Genomic DNA, 16836 nt, shown 5'->3' on the forward strand with positions numbered 1-16836 from the left:
AAAAGCTTCACCAGAAACTTCTTTATTTTGAATTGTGGTTTCCGGCCGCAACCTTGATCGTGGCCGGAAACCGTATGTGGAATTAATGAATGACCCCGCAGGCGACGCGATCCCCCGCGCCGCCAATGGGCTGGGTGCGGTAATCATCGGGGTTGGCGTGGATCACCAGCGCCGATCCGTCCGCATCCAGCAGGGCAGGGCGGCCATCCGCGCCGTTGAGGGAAACCAGCGTGGAATACATCTCCACCGTTGCCGTCCCGTCCTGACTGACAAACAGGTTGGGCAGGTCGCCCGCGTCATTGGCGTTCGCATTCAGCAGGCCATGTACAACGGGTGTCGCCGCATGGACATGCGCCCCGGCGGAGGTAAACTTCGGCGGCCCGCAATCGCCCTTTTCATGGAAATGGATCCCGTGCCAGCCTGGGATCAGCCCCTTGGCCGTAATGCGCAGCAGTACGCCACGGGGGGCATCCGTGACCTGCACGGTGCCGTGGTCGGTGCCATCATTGCCGATCAGCGTACCCGACGCCGTACCCGCGGCATGGGCCATGGTGGGCAGGGTGGCCAGTCCGGCAAGGACGGCCAGCAGTTTCAGGCGTGGTGTGAACATGGTCGTTTATCCTTATTCCCGTTCGTGCGAAGGGGCAGCATGACCATGCCGGCAGATATTCCCTGCACCGGCATGATGCATCCCTGTCTACGGCAGCGTGCCGGAATTAAGACCTGTTCGCAATAACCCGGAACCTGTCCCGCGTTCCCCCGCCGCCGCGCACGATGCCCGAACCCGTGCGGGAACACGGTAGGGGACGTGACGGGCGACGGAATTCACTTTGTGCTGAATACCGCATGGCGTCGGGGAAACCATGAGGATGTCTCCGGTGGCGCTGTTTTCAGAACGCTTCGGAATACGCCGCCTTATCCCCGATCGGCATGGGCAAAGGGTTCGTTCGCCTTCAGCACCAGGTCACGCAGGCGCTCGGGGTCTATGGCATGGACCGTCCGGTTGCGGCGACCGGTCATGGTGCGCGCGCCCAGCAGGGCGTTGATGGCGGATTCCTCCACCGCCTGCACAACCCCCATGAACATGGCGTCCATGTCATCATCATTCAGGGCGTCGATATGCACGCGGTCCTTTACCGGGTATTCACCCGGATCATTGGCGGTGGTGAAGGCCAGGTACAGGTCACCCGAATCATTGCCCGACGGCGTGCCCAGGCGCCCCATGCCAATACCCGCGCGCTTGGCCATGCGGCGCAACTGCGTGGGCATGAGCGGGGCGTCGGTCGCGACAATGATGATGATGGAGCCTTTTTCCTTCGTCCAGACCTCGTCTTCCTTCATCACCAGTCCCACCGGCGTGCCGCAGACCTTCAGCCACGGGCGGATGCCGTTATTGGCCTGCACCAGCACGCCCACGGTGTACTGGCCCGCGCTGGTTTCCACCCGGCGCGATGACGTGCCGATGCCGCCCTTGAATTCATACGTGATCATGCCGGTGCCGCCGCCCACGTTGCCTTCGGCCACCGGGCCGGTGCGGGCGTTGCGGATGGCGTCCAGAACGTGGCGTTCGGTGACGTGAAACCCGCCAATATCGTTCAGCCATCCGTCATAGGTTTCGGCCACGACCGGCAGGGGCCAGATGTCCTCGCCCATGCGGTCGGGAAAACTGCGCACCATCCACCGGGCCACGGCCTGGTGCGCGGTGCCGATGGAACAGGTGTTGGTAATGGCGATCGGCCCCATGAACCAGCCCGCTTCCTCGATCCAGTGGGTGCCGGTCATTTCCCCGTTCCCGTTCATGGAAAACGTCCCGGCCCAGCACGGCTGCATGAGCGCGCCCGGCGCACGCGGCAGGATGGCCGTGACCCCGCTGCGCACCGCATGGTCCCCATGCCCGGATATAAGGGTGGTATGCCCGACCGGCACGCCCGCGACATCGGTAATGGCATTGTCCGGGCCGGTCTGCCCCTGCATGGGCAGGCCCAGCGCGCGGGCACGCGGGCGCGCAGCCTGCGGGGGCGATGCGGCATGCGCGGCGGTGGGGGACAGGGCGCGGGTGGTCAGGGCGGTGGCCCCCAGCAGGCCAAGGCCTCCGGTCATGATGGCGCGGCGCGAGATATCCGTCATTACGCATTCCTTGTGGCTGTTGTGCATGGTGGCGGCATGTTGCGGCGGGCCGGGGCCGTATGGTGCTGGCCCGTAACGAAAGCCTTTGGTAGCATCCGCCATGGCGGCCGGGTATCAAGCGGAAGGGGGATGCGCATGTACTGCTTTGGAAGTATGGGATGGAGGTAAGCGACCTGGCGTTCCACGCGGCCCTGGGCAAGCTGGTCGGGGATGTGGGGAATGCGGATTTCTGGCGGCGGCTGACCACCTTCCTGCATCGGCAGGTGGCGTTCGATACATGGGTCGCGATGATTTTCCAGCCCGGGCACAGGCCGGTCGTGCTGGCCGACTGCCCGGATGATGCGGCGGCCGATGCGCTGCTGCATGACTATCTGGCGCGGCTTCACCTGCTGGACCCGTTCTGCCGCTTTGCCCTGTCCGGTCCCGAAGCGGGGCTGTACCATATAGATGATATCGCTCCCGAACTGTTCCGCCAGACCGAGTATTACCAGACCTATTACCGCCATATGGTCGATCATGACGAAGTGCAGTTCCTGGCCCCGATCGGGGGCGGGCGGGTCATTTCGCTGTCCCTTGGCTCACGCGGGGTGTTTTCGGCAGCGGATATGGGGGTGCTGCAGCTTTATGCCGCGTGGGTGCTGCCGCTTATGGTGCTGGCGGTCCGGCTGGGAACGGGGGGCGCGCAGGCAGGCAATGCCGGCGAGGACCTGCAGGCCGTGCTGGAACGCCTTGGCTGTCCCCGCCTGACCGCGCGTGAAATGGATGTGATGGTGCTGATGCAGGCGGGGCATTCGACCAAGTCCATCGCGCAGTCGATGCGGATCTCGCCGCATACGATCAAGGTCCACCGTCGCAACATCTATGAAAAGCTGGGCGTTTCCACGCAGGCGGAGGTCTTTGCGCTGTTGTCGGGGCGCATGGCGCGCTGACCGCCCGCATGTGGCAATGGCCGGGACATGCAGCCAGAGGGTTCCCATCCCTGACTGCGCGCTGTATGCCACACCATCCCTATCATGACATTGCGGCCCATGAAGATCGGTTTCCTGTTCAACCACGACTGCATCCATCAGGTCTCGCACACCGCGCCGATCATCTGTGAACTGGTGGCGCTGGGGCAGGACGTGACGGTCGTGACCTCCACCCCCGCGCAGGAAGCACATGTGCGCAGGACCATAGCACCCTGCGTGGACCGCGTGCGCTTTGTCCGCATTGATATCGGGCGGGTGTCGCGGGCCATAAACCTGGTGGCGCAGGCGGTGGTGCCGTTTCGCCGCATTGCCAACCTGCGCGAAAACGTGGACCTGTTTCGTGGGTTTGACGCGCTGGTGGTGCCCGAAACCACATCGGCCCTGCTGAAAAGCCATTTCAACCTTGATATCCGGCTGATCTATTTCCCGCATGGGGCGGGGGACCGCTCCATCGGGTTTCGCGACGTAACCCGGTTTTTCGATCTTGTGCTGCTGCCCGGAACCAAGACGCGCGACCGCATGCTGGACCGGCAGCTGATCCGCCCCGGCCACAACGCCATTGTCGGTTATCCCAAATTCGACACCGTGGACATGGCGCGCCACCCGCGCCTGTTTGACAACGACCGGCCCACGGTCCTGTACAATCCGCATTTCGACCCGGTCCTGTCATCATGGTGGGACATGGGCATGGACGTGCTGGAATGGTTCGCGCGGCAGGACGACTACAACCTGATCTTCGCCCCGCATGTCATGCTGTTCCGCCGCAGGCTGCATACATCGGTCGAACACCGCCGCGTGCGCCTGCGCCGGCTGATCCCCGAACGCCTGCGCAACCTGTCGCATATCCGCATTGACACCGGCAGCCAGAATTCGGTGGACATGACCTATGTCCTGGCTGCCGACATCTATCTGGGTGATGCCAGCAGCCAGGTCTATGAATGGATCGCGCGCCCCCGGCCGTGCATCTTCCTCAATTCCCACGGCGCGCGCTGGCAGGGCAATCCCAGCTACGCGCACTGGAACCTGGGGCAGGTGATCGACAGCGTCAGCGAACTGCCCCATGCCCTGGCGGTGGCGAATGCGCGCCAGCGCGAATTCGCCCCGCGCCAGCAGGCCGCATTCAGCGAAACATTCCATACGGTTACGGGCGAAACCGCCGCCCACCGCGCGGCACGGGAAATTGTTTACTTTTTGTTACAGGATAAAGCCCGGAACCCCTGATGCGCGTGGTGCTATGGTCCGCCGCGGATCCATGGAATGGATGAGGGAGGCCATGCGCATTGCCTATATCATCAATACATTTGAAGGCGGCGGCGCGGCCCTGCCCATACCGGCTATTGCCAGTGTTTTCCGTCAGTGCGGGCATGATGTGCATGTAGCAGCCCTGTCGCGGCGCAACGGGCGGGCCATGCCCCACCTGCGCCGCGCGGGGCTGGAACCCGTGGTGCTGGGCGCGGATGATGCCTCGATACCCCGGCACCTGGCCGATCTGGATGCATGGGTGCGCCATGTCCGGCCCACCCATATCTGGACATCGCTTACACGGGCGACCCTGCTGGGGCAGATGGTGGGGGCATGGCGGCGTATTCCCGTGGTCAGCTGGCAGCATAATGCCTTCCTCCTGCCCGCCAACCTTGCGTTGTTGCAGATGATGAAGGAACGCAGCCGGATCTGGGTGGGGGATTCCGCCTATGTCACCGCCCTGACCCGCAAAAGGCTGGCCCTGCCGGGCAGCCGCGTCATGTGCTGGCCCATCTTCCGCGCCTGGCCCGATGTGACGCCTGCGCCGGCGTGGCGACCGGGGGAGGAAGTGCGGATCGGCTCGCTTGGGCGGCTGCATGCCAGCAAGGGGTACGATGTGCTGTGTCGCGCGCTGGTCCAGTTGCGTGACGTGCCGGGGCTGCCGCCGTACCGCGTCACCATTGGCGGGGAGGGGGCGGAACACGACCGCCTGCGCGCCTTCTGCCTGCGCCACGGGCTGGATAACGTGCATTTCGCGGGCTATGTCGAGGATGCGGCAGCCTTCCTGCGGCAATGCCACCTGTATGTGCAGCCATCATTTTACGAAGGGTTCTGCATTGCCGCCCACGAAGCCATGAACATGGGCCTGCCGGTACTGGGCAGCGATGTGGGGGAAATGGGCCGGTCCATCGTGGACGGGGTGACGGGATGGAAACTGCCGCCCCGGCAGCCCGGCGCGCTGGCCCGCAGGCTGGAAGCCACCCTGCGCCAGCCGGGTCAGATGGCCGTCATGGGACAGGCCGCGCGTGAATGGATCATGCGCAGTTTCAACGCACAGGCCTTCAGCCGCGCCGGCACCGCGATCCTGCAGCGCATGGCGGGGTAAGGGGTACACGCCAAGGGGTACGCAAAAAGCCCGGAAAACCGCGGCGTGTACCCTCTGTTCCCTCCGTACCCCTATTTTCCCAAACTTCCCACGGCACCTGGTCTACCTGGCTTCGTCAAACAAATTGTTAAGTAAGGGGTACGGAGGGAACAGGGGTACACCCCGCCGGCCCATGGCGCTACAGACCGCAGGAAAGCACGGTTTTCTGGCATTCCATGACCGGAGGGAGGTGTACCCCTTCCAATTGTGGCAAGGGGTACGGGGGGATCAGATGATGACGTCCGGCGGGTTCTGCTTGGTCAGCCGGTCATACTGCAGCAGGGTGGCCAGCAGGTCTTCCATGCATTCCAGCGGCAGCATGGTCGCGCCATCACTCGGCGCGGTATCGGGGTCGGGATGGGTTTCAATGAACAGCCCGGCCACGCCAATGGCCAGTGCGGCGCGGGCCAGGATGGGTGCAAACACCCGCTGACCGCCCGAAGCCGACCCCAGGCCGCCGGGCTGCTGCACCGAATGGGTGGCGTCATAGATTACGGGATGGCCGGTGCCCGCCATGATCGGCAGGGCGCGCATGTCATTGACCAGCGTGTTGTAGCCAAACGACGTGCCGCGTTCACACAGCATGATGCGGTCATTGCCGGTTGAGGCAACCTTGGCCGCGACATTGGCCATGTCCCATGGGGCCAGGAACTGCCCCTTCTTGATGTTGATGGCCGCCCCCGTCTGCCCCGCCGCCAGCAAAAGGTCGGTCTGGCGGCACAGGAAGGCCGGGATCTGCAGCACGTCGGCCACTTCCGCCACCGGGGCGCACTGGTCGGGCAGGTGTACGTCGGTCAGCACCGGCATGCCGAAGCGCGCGCGCACCTGTGAGAGGATATCCAGCCCCTGCGCCATGCCCACGCCGCGCGCGCCGTTGATGGAGGTACGGTTGGCCTTGTCGAACGAGCTTTTGTAGATCAGCCCGATGCCCAGTTTCGTCGCAATCCCATGCAGCGCATCGGCCACTTCAGTGGCCTGCTGCAGGGATTCGATCTGGCATGGCCCCGCGATCAGCACGAAGGGGGCTTCGTTGCTGACCGTAACGCTGCCGATGGTTATGGCGTGATGGTCGGTCACCGCTTCGCACCCTTTTCCGCCGCCTTGGTCGCAGCGGCCTTGATGAAGCCGGAGAACAGCGGATGCGGGTCAAACGGCTTGGAAATCAGCTCGGGGTGGTACTGCACCGCGATGAACCACGGGTGGTCGGGATATTCCACCACTTCGGGCAGGATGCCGTCGGGCGACATGCCCGAAAAGCGCAGGCCGGTCTTTTCCAGCTGCTCCCGGTAATGGTTGTTGACCTCGTAACGGTGGCGGTGGCGTTCGCGGATATCGGTGCGGCCATAGGTCTGTGCCGCCCGCGACCCTTCGGCCAGCTTTGCAGGATAGGCGCCCAGGCGCATGGTACCGCCCATCTCGCCGCCTTCACGCCGACGCAGCAGTTCGTTGCCGCGCGCCCATTCGGTCATGAGGCCCACCAGCGGCTGGTCGGTCGGGCCGAATTCGGTGGACGACGCATCCTTGATGCCCGCAAGGTTGCGCGCGCATTCGATCACAGCCATCTGCATGCCAAAGCAGATGCCCATGAACGGGATGTTGTTTTCACGCGCGTATTTCACCGCGCGGATCTTGCCTTCCGACCCGCGTTCGCCAAAGCCGCCGGGCACCAGGATGGCGTCGCTGCGGGCAAGGCTGTTCACCGCGTCATCCGATTTCTCGAAATCTTCCGCCTCGACCCAGTTCAGGCGCACGCGCGCACGGTTGGCGATGCCGCCATGCTGCAATGCCTCGATCAGGGATTTGTAGCTGTCGAGCAGGGCGGTGTACTTGCCCACCACCGTCACCACCACCTCGCGGTCGGGGTGGCGGACGGCGTCCACGATCCTTTCCCACCGCGACAGGTCGGGGTCGGGCGTCGTGGGCAGGCCGAAATGGTGCAGCACCTCGGTATCCATGCCCTCGGCATGGTACGAGATGGGGCAGGCATAGATCGTGTCCACGTCGCGCGCCGCAATCACGGCCTGCGGGCGCACGTTGCAGAAGCTTGCGATCTTGCGACGTTCGTTGTCGGGTATTTCCCGGTCCGACCGGCAGACCAGCATCTGCGGCTGGATGCCGACATTCTGCAGTTCCTTGACGGAATGCTGCGTGGGCTTGGTTTTCAGCTCACCCGCCGCCGCGATCCATGGCAGCAGGGTAAGGTGGATGAACATCGTCTGGTCGGGGCCAAGGTCGTTGCGCAGCTGCCGGATGGATTCAAGGAAGGGCAGGCTTTCGATATCGCCCACCGTGCCGCCGATTTCCACGAGGACGAAATCAAGGTCCTCGGTATCCGCCACGATCGTTTCCTTGATCGAGTCGGTGATGTGGGGAATGACCTGTACGGTCGCACCCAGGTAGTCGCCACGCCGTTCGCGCGCGATCACGCCGGAATAGATCTGCCCCGTCGTGGCATTGTCCGCCCGGGTGGCATGCACACCCGTAAAGCGTTCGTAATGGCCAAGGTCAAGATCCGTTTCAGCCCCGTCATCGGTCACGAAGACCTCGCCGTGCTGATAGGGACTCATCGTCCCCGGATCGACATTCAGGTAGGGGTCAAGCTTGCGCAACCGGACCCGATAGCCACGGGCCTGGAGCAGGGCAGCAAGGGCAGCCGAAGCAATGCCTTTGCCGAGGGAGGACACCACGCCGCCGGTGATGAATACAAACCGCGTCATGGATGGCCTTTCTACACAGCTTGCGCCCGCGCTGCAAAGGCTACGACGCGCTACGGGCCGAAAAAATGGAAAACGCCCCGGCACAGCGTGCGGGGGCGTTGGTTATTTCTGCGAAAAACCGCCTGATATCAGGGCGTTGTGGCGGGTGCGGCCGGGCCGGGCGGCTGGGCCAGGATATCATGCCCCGCACCGGTCGATGCCCCGCGGTTCATGACCGCCAGCGTCAGCGACAGCACCATGAAGGCGGTGCCCAGCACGGCGGTCGAACGCGTGAGCAGCGTTGCCGTCCCGCGCCCGGACATGAAGGAACCCATGCCCTGAGACCCGCCGATTCCAAGGCCACCGCCCTCGCTGCGCTGGATCAGGATGGTCCCGATCAGCGCGATGGTGACGAACAGGTGCAGTAGAAGAAGAACTGTGATCATGCGTCTTTCCAGTAGATCCCCGTCCGCCGGGCGGCAATCACGAAGCGCGGGCGGCGCGGACAAGCGGCACGAAGGCGTCGGCCTTCAGGCTGGCACTGCCCACCAGCGCCCCGTCCACGTGTTCGACAGGCAGGATATCGGTGACATTGCGTTCATTGACGGAACCACCATAAAGGATTTGGATCGTTTTGCCACCATCCCCGAACTGCCGCACCAGTTCGGCGCGGATAAAGGCGGCCATGTCGGCAATATCCTGCTGTGACGCGGCCTGTCCCGTGCCGATGGCCCAGATCGGTTCGTACGCGACAATCCCCCTGAATCCCTGCGGCAGGGACCCCTCAAGCTGCCAGCCCACGGTGGCCTGCGAATCCCCGGACGAACGCTGGTCATCGTTTTCGCCCACGCAGACGATGGGCGTTAGGCCCGCCGCCATGGCGGCGACCGTCTTTTCGCGCACGGTCTCATCCAGCTCATGGTGTTCGGCCCGGCGTTCGGAATGGCCCAGGATGACGTATTCCACCCCCAGGTCCACCAGCATGGGGGCGGAAATGTCGCCGGTATGGGCACCGGATTTATCCTTGTGGCAGTCCTGCGCGCCCAGCCTGATCCCGGCCTGCTTCAGCTTTGGCGCAAGGCGGGCCAGCTGCGTGAACGGCGGGCAGACCACGACATCGGCCCGGGGGGACAGCGTGGCCAGTTCCGCAGCCAGCCCGTCCACCAGCGCGTCGGCATCCGCGCTCAGGCCATTCATTTTCCAGTTGCCGACAATTATCTGCTTCATGTTTCCACTCCTGCGCCCATGCCGTGGCGTACCGCCTGCGCGGCGCGTGGCATGGTTGTCATGGGGGTGCAGCCTACACCATGGCGTGACCCCGGTTGCAACCCGCATGCGCCGCATCGCGGGCGTGCGTGCATCCTTGTGCTGGTCAAACCGCTGGCGTGACCGTATGGTGCCCGACCGGAAAACAGGGCGCCCGTACGGGTGCGCATGGTGCGCACGCCCTGTTCCATCCGGCTTTGTCTTGGTGCTGGCGCAGGGTTTTTCATGCTATCTTTTCTGTATCGCGTGTTTGTCGATTCATGGGTGGGCCGCATCGTCGCCGGGCTGTTTTTCCTTGCCTTCATCGGGTTTGGCGTGGGCGACGTGCTGATGAACATCGGCACCGAACGCGCCGATGTCGTGGCCCGCGTGGGTGACCGCCCCATCCTGGTGCAGTCGTACCAGAACGCGCTGCAGTCCGAGATGCCGCAGGTCGCGCAGTCCATGCACCTGTCCGATCCGTCACAGATCCCGGCCGCCACGCGTGAACAGATCGCCCAGCAGGTGCTGACCCGCCTTGTGCTGCAGGCCGAAATTGCCGAAGCGGCCGACCGCCACGGCCTGATCGTGCCCGATTCCGTGGTGCGTGACGAAATCTTCTCCATTCCCGCGTTCAAGGGGCGTGACGGGCAGTTCGACCGTGCGCTGTTCAATGACCGCCTGCGCCGCACCGGCATGTCCGAAGGGCGGCTGGTTGACCTGGTGCGGCAGGAACAGGCGTCGCGCGTGCTGCTGCAGCCGATTCGCGATGGCGCCACCGTGCCCGGCGTGATGGCCCGCCGCCTGTTCGATTTCGAAGCCCAGACCCGCACCATCGACCTGGTGCGCGTGCCGTTTGACAGCCAGCAGCCCGCGGCCACCCCCACGGCAGCCCAGCTTGCGCGCTACCACGCCAACCACCCGTGGGAATTCGTCGCCCCCGAATTCCGCCATGCCCGCATTGTCGTGCTGTCGGCGGATACGATCGGCCGCCAGATCGCCATTTCGGATGATGACCTGCACAAGGCGTATGACGCGCAGGCCCAGACCTTCAACGCGCCCGAACGCCGTGACGTGCAGATCGTGACCGTGCCGACCGAAGCCCGCGCCACGGCCCTGCACGCGCAGTGGACGGACGGTAGCGCATGGGCGCAGGTGCAGAAAAGCGCGGGCAGGGACGCGGCCGCGGTCGAACTGCCGGGCATGAAGGTCAGCGACGTGCCTTCCGCCGACCTTGGCAAGCAGATCTTTGCCGCCCCCGCCAACGCAACACAGGGACCGATCAGGAGCGAGGGCGGCTGGGTCGTCTTTCGCGTAACCGGCGTCACCCCCGCCCACGCCACCCCGTTCGGGGAGGTGCGACAGGCGCTGCATGACCAGATCGCCCATTCCCGCGCGCAGGCGCTGCTGGCCGACCGGGTGCAGAAGCTGCAGGACACCATTGCCGGTGGCGGGCTGGATTCCATCCCGACCGATCTGGGGGCTGCCGCCGTATCGGGCGATGTGGATGCATCCGGCCTGACACACGACGGCACGCCCGCCCCGATCCCGGGCAGTGATGCCGCACGGCAGGCGATCGTGGCGCGCATTTTTTCACAGGCGAAGGGGGCGAACCCCGAACTGGTGCAGGGGCCGGATGGCATGTGGTACGCGGTATCGGTTGATGGCGTGACCCCGGGCCATGCCCTGACGCTGGATGAGGCCGGTCCACGCGTGGCGCAGGCCTGGATGGCCGATGCCCGCCGCCACATGGCCGACCAGCAGGCCACCGCGTATTACACGCAGGCACAGGGGCAGGGCGGTCTGGGCCATGTCAGCCCCGCCATTGCCGGGCTGGAACACAGCCAGCCGATTTCCCCCATGCAGCCCGCGCCGGAAATCCCGCGTGAGGTCGCTGCCCTGATCTTCCGCCTGGCCCAGCCCGGGCAGAGCGTGATGACGGAGGCGGGGGATTCTTACGTCGTCGCGACGCTTACGGCCATCAACCACCCCGACCCGGCCACGCAGAAGAACCTGTATGACCGCGTGCGCGCGGGCCTGACCCAGTCGATGGGCGATGATATCGAAATGGGCTACGGCAACGCGCTGGAAGGCGTGGTGAAGCCCAGGCCGAACAATTCCGCCATCCATGCGGTCATGGCGGAGGTAACAGGCAGCCAGAACACGGGAACAGCACAGTGACAGCACACGCCCCACGCCCCTCCTTCCGGCCCGTCGATGCCGCCCGGCGCGAGGCGGCCCTGGCCGACCTGCGCGCGGGCAGGAGTGCCGTGGCATGGCGGGTGGAGCCTGCGGACCTGCTGACGCCGGTGGCCGCCTTCCTGCGGCTGTCACGCCTTGCGCGCAGCCATGGCGGCGGCAATGGCGGGCATAACGCCTTCCTGCTGGAAAGTGTCGAGGGCGGTACGTCGCGCGGGCGATATTCGGTCATCGGCCTGCTGCCCGACCTGATCTGGCGCTGCCATGACGGGCGGGCCAGCGTATGCACCGACCCGGCAGCCGCCACCCATGCCTTCGTGCCTGAAACAGACGCGCCGCTGGTGTCCCTGCGCCGCATCCTGCACGCAAGCCGCATGGACCTGCCCGAAGGGCTGCCGCCCATGACCGGCGGCGTGTTCGGCTACCTCGGCTATGACATGATCCGGCAGGTCGAACACCTGCCCGACATGCCGGCCGATGACCTTGACCTGCCCGAAGGCATCATGATCCGGCCCGGCCTGTTCGCGATATTCGACACGGTGCGTGACGAACTGCTGCTGGCCGCCCCCCTGCGTCCCACGCCGGGCCAGACGGCCGAAGCCGTGTGGGATGCGGCACAGGACCGCCTGCAGCAGGCCCGCGCGGCGCTGTCCACCCCGGTTGAACTGCCCGACGGGCCAGCGGGCGAGATCGCGGCCCCCGTGCCGCAATCCACCATGACGCGGGAGGAATTCTGCAACGTGGTGCGCAGGCTGCAGGACTATATCGCGGCAGGGGACGCATTCCAGATCGTGCCCAGCCAGCGTTTCAGCGCGGCCTTCACCCTGCCGCCATTCGCGCTGTACCGCGCGCTGCGGCGGATCAACCCGGCACCGTTCCTGTTCTACCTTGACCTGGACGGGTTCAGTCTTGTCGGGTCCTCGCCCGAAATCCTGGTGCGCCTGCGTGAAGGCACCATGACCGTGCGCCCGCTGGCCGGTACCCGCCCGCGTGGCCGCACGACAGTGGAGGATCTGGCGCTGGAGGCCGAACTGCTGGCCGATCCCAAGGAACGCGCCGAGCACCTGATGCTGATCGACCTTGGCCGCAACGACGTGGGCAGGGTGTGCGAACTGGGTTCGGTAAAGGTGACGGAGCAGTTCGTGATCGAACGTTTCAGCCATGTCATGCACATCTCGTCGAATGTGGAGGGAACGCTGCGCCCTGACCTTGAGGCACTGGACGCGCTGATGTCGGGCTTCCCCGCCGGCACCCTGACCGGTGCGCCCAAGATCCGCGCCATGGAAATCATTGACGAGGTCGAGCCGACCCGGCGCGCCACCTATGCCGGGTGCATCGGCTATTTCGGCCCGGATGGGGACATGGATACCTGCATCGGCCTGCGCATGGCGGTGGTCAAGGACGGGCGGATGTACGTGCAGGCGGGCTGTGGCGTCGTGGCCGACAGCGTGCCCGACGCGGAATATGAGGAAACCCGCCAGAAGGCCCGCGCCCTGTTCCGCGCGGCGGAGGAGGCGGTGCGCTTCGCCACGGGAGATGCCCCGTAAACGGGGACGAAAGTTTTTGGGCGCCGCCTTTTTTCAAAAAGGGCGGCGTTCTTTCCTGAAGCGTTTTGAAAAAAGCTTCACTAGGAACATCTCCGGGTTTGCGGCCCGTTTCAATGGCAGGGACCTGAAACATTTCGCAAGGTGATTTCATGACCCCTGCGTACATGGTAAGGAACGGCAAGACATGCCAGGCCATGCCAGAAGGTTTGACCCGGCCCAGCGGAAAAGCCATGATACGCCCATGATCCTTCTGATCGACAATTATGACAGCTTCACGTTCAACCTCGTTCACTACCTGGGCGATCTGGGGGAAACGTGTGAAGTATACCGCAATGATGCGATCAGCGTGGACGACGCGCTGGCGCTGAAGCCGGAAGCGATTGTCATTTCACCCGGACCCTGTTCCCCGAACGAGGCCGGGATCTGCTGTGACCTGATCGCGGCGGCGGCGGGAAAGGTCCCGGTCTTTGGCGTCTGCCTTGGCCATCAGGCCATCGGTCAGGTCTTTGGTGGCAGGGTCGTGCGTTCGCCCGTGCCGATGCATGGCAAGGTCTCGCCGGTGTACCATGACGGGACCGATATCTTTGCCGGCCTGCCCGACCCGTTCAACGCCACCCGTTACCACAGCCTGACGGTTGATCCCGACAGCCTGCCCGATACGCTGGTGGCGACCGCGCATACGTCCGACGGGGTCATCATGGGCCTGCGGCACGCGACGCTGCCGATCTTTGGCGTGCAGTTCCACCCCGAAAGCATTGCATCGGAATACGGCCACGAAATCATGGCCAATTTCCTGTCCATCGCACGCGGCACCAACACGCCGCGCAAGGCCGCCTGAACGGCGATGGCCAGCAGCAGGGACAGCGCCTCGGCCGCCAGCACCACGTTCCGCGATCTTCCGGGACGTGTCGCGGGCGGCGAAGTCGTGGCGCCTGAACAGGTCAAGGCCGCGCTGGATGCCATCAAGGCGGGCGCGATGGAAGAAATTCCCGCCATCGCCTTCCTGACCGGGCTGTACATTCAGGGCCGCATCCTGTCCGACCCCGTGGAACTGGAAGCCGAACTGCGTAACCGCGCGCCTGCGGGCGGGGTGCCGGACGCCGATGCCACGACGGCAGCCGGACCGGGCGCCAATGTGCCCGCGGCTGCTGCCATGACGCCGGAATTCCGCGAAATACTGGACTGGACGCTGGCGGGCCGCGCGCTGGATGCGGCTATGGCGCAGGTGGCCTTTGACCAGATCATGGACGGGCTTGTGCCCGCGGGCGGGCTGGCGGCCTTCCTGACCGCGCTGCACATGCGCGGGGAAACCGTGACCGAACTGGAAGCCGCCGTACGCGCCATGCGCGCGCGCATGGTGGCGGTGCCCGGCATGCCGCCGGGGGCGATTGACGTATGCGGCACGGGGGGCGACGGGCTGGGCACGCTGAATGTGTCCACCGCCGTGGCGTTCGTGCTGGCCGCCCTGGGGGTGCCGGTGGTCAAGCATGGTAACCGCGCGCTGTCCTCGCGCTCGGGGGCGACGGACGTGCTGCTGGAACTGGGTGTGCCGCTGCCGGTGGACCACGGGCATATCGGTGCCATGGTGGCGGAGCATAAGCTGGCCTTCCTTGCCGCCACAAATCACCATCCCGCCATGCGGCATGTGGGGGCGGTGCGCCGGGCGCTGGGCTTTCGCACCATTTTCAACCTGCTTGGCCCGCTGTGTAACCCCGCGGGGGTTGCGCGGCAGATGGTGGGCGTGTTTTCCCCCGACTGGCTGGCCCCCATGGTCCGGACACTGCAGGCGACCGGGTCGGCGCGCGTATGGGCCATATGCGGGGATTGCGGCGCGGGGCGGTACATTGACGAACTGACCCTGGCCGGTCCCAACCATGCCACCATCCTTGAAGACGGGCAGGTCATGTCCCTGATCGTGGATGCAGGGCAGGCGGGGCTTGCGCCCGCGCCGATTTCGGCCATTGCCGGTGGCACGCCCGCGCATAATGCCGCGGCCCTGCGCGCGCTGGCGCAGGGCGCGCGCGGTGCCTATCGTGATACCGTGCTGCTGAATGCCGCGGTGGCATTGCACGTGGCGGGGCGGGGCGACAGTATTATCCGGGGCGGCGCAATCGATCATGCCGTCCTGCGCGCGAATGTCGGCCTTGCGGCCGATGCGCTTGATAAGGGTGCGGTCGCGGCCGTGCTGGAGGCTGTCCGGAATTTCCGGGCGAACATGCCAAACAGAGTAACAGGGTAGAAAATGAACGACACGCCAATGACCCCCCCCCAGACAGGCAGTGTCCAGCCGGCGGATGTGGACAGCATTCCCGATGTTCTGGAACGTATCTGTGCACGGACCCGGGTGGACGTGGCGCAGCGTGCCAAGGTCACCCCGCTGAAGGAAATCACGGCGCGCGCGCGCGAAGTGACCACGCCGCCGCGCGGCTTCGGTCAGGCGCTGAAGCAGAAGACCGCCGACCACCAGATCGGGCTGATCGCGGAAATCAAGAAGGCGTCGCCATCCGCCGGTATCCTGCGCCCCGATTACGAACCGACCGTGATCGCGCAGGAATATGAAAAGGCGGGGGCCGCGTGCCTTTCGGTCCTGACGGAAGGGTCGTGCTTCCACGGCTGCGCGGAAGACCTGACGCGCGTGCGTGAGGCGTGCAAGCTGCCGCTGCTGCGCAAGGATTTCATCATCGACCCGTGGCAGGTGCATGAAAGCCGCCTGATCGGGGCGGACTGCATCCTGCTGATCATGGCGATCCTGACCGATGCGGAAGCGGCCGAACTGCTGGACATCGCGCGCGGGCTGGACATGGACGTGCTGGTGGAAGTGCATGACGAGGGCGAACTGAACCGCGCCCTTGCCCTTGATACCTCGCTGATCGGCATCAACAACCGCAACCTGAAAACGCTGCAGACCGATATTGAAACCACCTGCCGCCTGGCCCCGCTGGTGCCGCCTGACCGGATCATCGTATCCGAAAGCGGCATCCGCACCCATGCCGACGTGGTGAAGCTGAACGCCGTTGGCGCATCGGGCTTCCTGGTGGGGGAAAGCCTGCTGCGGCATGAGGACGTGGGGGCCGCCGTGCATGCCCTGCTGGGTACCGTGCCGGACGCGCCGGCGGACAGCGCCGCGCCATGACGGGCACGCGCCTGTCACACCTTGATGCGGCGGGGCATGCGGTCATGGTCGATGTCTCGGCCAAGCCCGATACGCGGCGCGAAGCCGTGGCGCACGGGCATATCAGGATGCGCCCCGCGACGCTGGCCATGATCCTGTCGGGGGAGATGCCAAAGGGCGACGTGCTGGCCACCGCGCGCATCGCGGGCATCATGGCGGCCAAGAAAACGTCGGACCTGATCCCGCTGTGCCATCCGCTGGCCATATCATCGGTAAAGGTGGAGCTGACACCCGATACGGCGGGCGAGGGGATCGAGATCACCGCCCGCGTGCGCACCACCGGGCCGACCGGGGTGGAGATGGAGGCCCTGACCGCGGCCTCCGTCGCGGCGCTGACGCTGTATGACATGTGCAAGGCGGTGGAACGGGACATGGAAATCGGTCAGATACACGTGATCCATAAATCCGGCGGGGCGTCGGGTACTTATGACCGTGCCGTCACACCATGACGGCATGCCGGTTTCCGGCGCTGGTCCCGATTGCCGTGCCCGCACCG

At 65.3% G+C, this 16836-nt stretch carries 16 protein-coding genes; 10 read left to right on the plus strand and 6 right to left on the minus strand.

All coding sequences use genetic code 11. The features are described from left to right. Positions 1 to 82 precede the first annotated feature (82 nt). Both sodC and AC1RQ9_RS04695 read right to left on the minus strand, forming a co-directional pair. Positions 83 to 610, minus strand: coding sequence for a superoxide dismutase[Cu-Zn] (gene sodC, locus AC1RQ9_RS04690; protein ID WP_193732237.1), 528 nt, complete (start codon positions 608 to 610; stop codon positions 83 to 85). 305 nt (positions 611 to 915) lie between these two features. Next, the gene (locus AC1RQ9_RS04695) at positions 916 to 2229 is read right to left on the minus strand and encodes a DmpA family aminopeptidase (protein ID WP_485985778.1); all 1314 of its coding nucleotides are present in this window, start codon (positions 2227 to 2229) and stop codon (positions 916 to 918) included. 56 nt (positions 2230 to 2285) lie between these two features. Between AC1RQ9_RS04695 and AC1RQ9_RS04700 the strand changes: the two genes are divergently transcribed. The 3 genes from AC1RQ9_RS04700 (at position 2286) to AC1RQ9_RS04710 (ending at position 5442) form a co-directional block, all read left to right on the plus strand. Then, the gene (locus AC1RQ9_RS04700) at positions 2286 to 3056 is read left to right on the plus strand and encodes a helix-turn-helix transcriptional regulator (protein ID WP_193732236.1); all 771 of its coding nucleotides are present in this window, start codon (positions 2286 to 2288) and stop codon (positions 3054 to 3056) included. A gap of 99 nt (positions 3057 to 3155) precedes the next feature. After that, a complete protein-coding gene (locus AC1RQ9_RS04705) occupies positions 3156 to 4316 on the plus strand; it encodes a hypothetical protein (protein ID WP_485985780.1) in 1161 nt (386 codons plus the stop codon). A gap of 52 nt (positions 4317 to 4368) precedes the next feature. Then, complete coding sequence (locus tag AC1RQ9_RS04710) at positions 4369 to 5442, plus strand: glycosyltransferase family 4 protein (RefSeq protein WP_485985782.1); 1074 nt, start codon at positions 4369 to 4371, stop codon at positions 5440 to 5442. A 267-nt stretch (positions 5443 to 5709) separates the two neighbouring features. Here AC1RQ9_RS04710 and kdsA read toward each other — a convergent pair whose 3' ends face one another. The 4 genes from kdsA to tpiA form a co-directional block, all read right to left on the minus strand. Then, the gene (kdsA, locus tag AC1RQ9_RS04715; protein WP_193732233.1) at positions 5710 to 6558 is read right to left on the minus strand and encodes a 3-deoxy-8-phosphooctulonate synthase; all 849 of its coding nucleotides are present in this window, start codon (positions 6556 to 6558) and stop codon (positions 5710 to 5712) included. After that, positions 6555 to 8198 carry a CTP synthase gene (pyrG, locus tag AC1RQ9_RS04720; protein ID WP_485985783.1) on the minus strand — a complete coding sequence of 548 codons (1644 nt, stop codon included), beginning with the start codon at positions 8196 to 8198 and terminating at the stop codon, positions 6555 to 6557. Before pyrG ends, kdsA begins: the two co-directional genes overlap by 4 nt. 128 nt (positions 8199 to 8326) lie before the next feature. After that, positions 8327 to 8623, minus strand: coding sequence for a preprotein translocase subunit SecG (gene secG / locus AC1RQ9_RS04725; RefSeq protein WP_193732231.1), 297 nt, complete (start codon positions 8621 to 8623; stop codon positions 8327 to 8329). 37 nt (positions 8624 to 8660) lie between these two features. Continuing rightward, positions 8661 to 9404, minus strand: a complete 744-nt coding sequence (tpiA, locus tag AC1RQ9_RS04730) for a triose-phosphate isomerase (RefSeq protein ID WP_193732230.1) — start codon at positions 9402 to 9404, stop codon at positions 8661 to 8663. 18 nt (positions 9405 to 9422) lie between these two features. Here tpiA and AC1RQ9_RS04735 point away from each other — a divergent pair, with 18 nt between their 5' ends. From AC1RQ9_RS04735 to moaC, 7 genes are all read left to right on the plus strand, one after another. Continuing rightward, complete coding sequence (locus tag AC1RQ9_RS04735) at positions 9423 to 9566, plus strand: hypothetical protein (protein WP_193732229.1); 144 nt, start codon at positions 9423 to 9425, stop codon at positions 9564 to 9566. A gap of 45 nt (positions 9567 to 9611) precedes the next feature. Continuing rightward, the gene (locus AC1RQ9_RS04740) at positions 9612 to 11603 is read left to right on the plus strand and encodes a peptidylprolyl isomerase (RefSeq protein ID WP_485985786.1); all 1992 of its coding nucleotides are present in this window, start codon (positions 9612 to 9614) and stop codon (positions 11601 to 11603) included. Further along, positions 11600 to 13168 carry an anthranilate synthase component I gene (gene trpE, locus AC1RQ9_RS04745; protein ID WP_485985787.1) on the plus strand — a complete coding sequence of 523 codons (1569 nt, stop codon included), beginning with the start codon at positions 11600 to 11602 and terminating at the stop codon, positions 13166 to 13168. Before AC1RQ9_RS04740 ends, trpE begins: the two co-directional genes overlap by 4 nt. 241 nt (positions 13169 to 13409) lie before the next feature. Further along, complete coding sequence (locus AC1RQ9_RS04750; protein ID WP_193732247.1) at positions 13410 to 14006, plus strand: anthranilate synthase component II; 597 nt, start codon at positions 13410 to 13412, stop codon at positions 14004 to 14006. A gap of 6 nt (positions 14007 to 14012) precedes the next feature. Next, on the plus strand, positions 14013 to 15407 hold the full coding sequence (trpD, locus tag AC1RQ9_RS04755) for an anthranilate phosphoribosyltransferase (protein WP_485985788.1): 1395 nt from the start codon (positions 14013 to 14015) through the stop codon (positions 15405 to 15407). Between the two features lie 18 nt (positions 15408 to 15425). After that, the gene (gene trpC, locus AC1RQ9_RS04760) at positions 15426 to 16301 is read left to right on the plus strand and encodes an indole-3-glycerol phosphate synthase TrpC (RefSeq protein WP_485985860.1); all 876 of its coding nucleotides are present in this window, start codon (positions 15426 to 15428) and stop codon (positions 16299 to 16301) included. Further along, positions 16298 to 16789 (plus strand): cyclic pyranopterin monophosphate synthase MoaC, encoded by a 492-nt coding sequence (gene moaC, locus AC1RQ9_RS04765; RefSeq protein ID WP_193732225.1) that lies wholly within the window; start codon positions 16298 to 16300, stop codon positions 16787 to 16789. The genes trpC and moaC overlap by 4 nt, the downstream gene beginning before the upstream one ends. Positions 16790 to 16836: the final 47 nt, after the last annotated feature.

This window comes from Komagataeibacter ossonobensis (assembly GCF_057359305.1).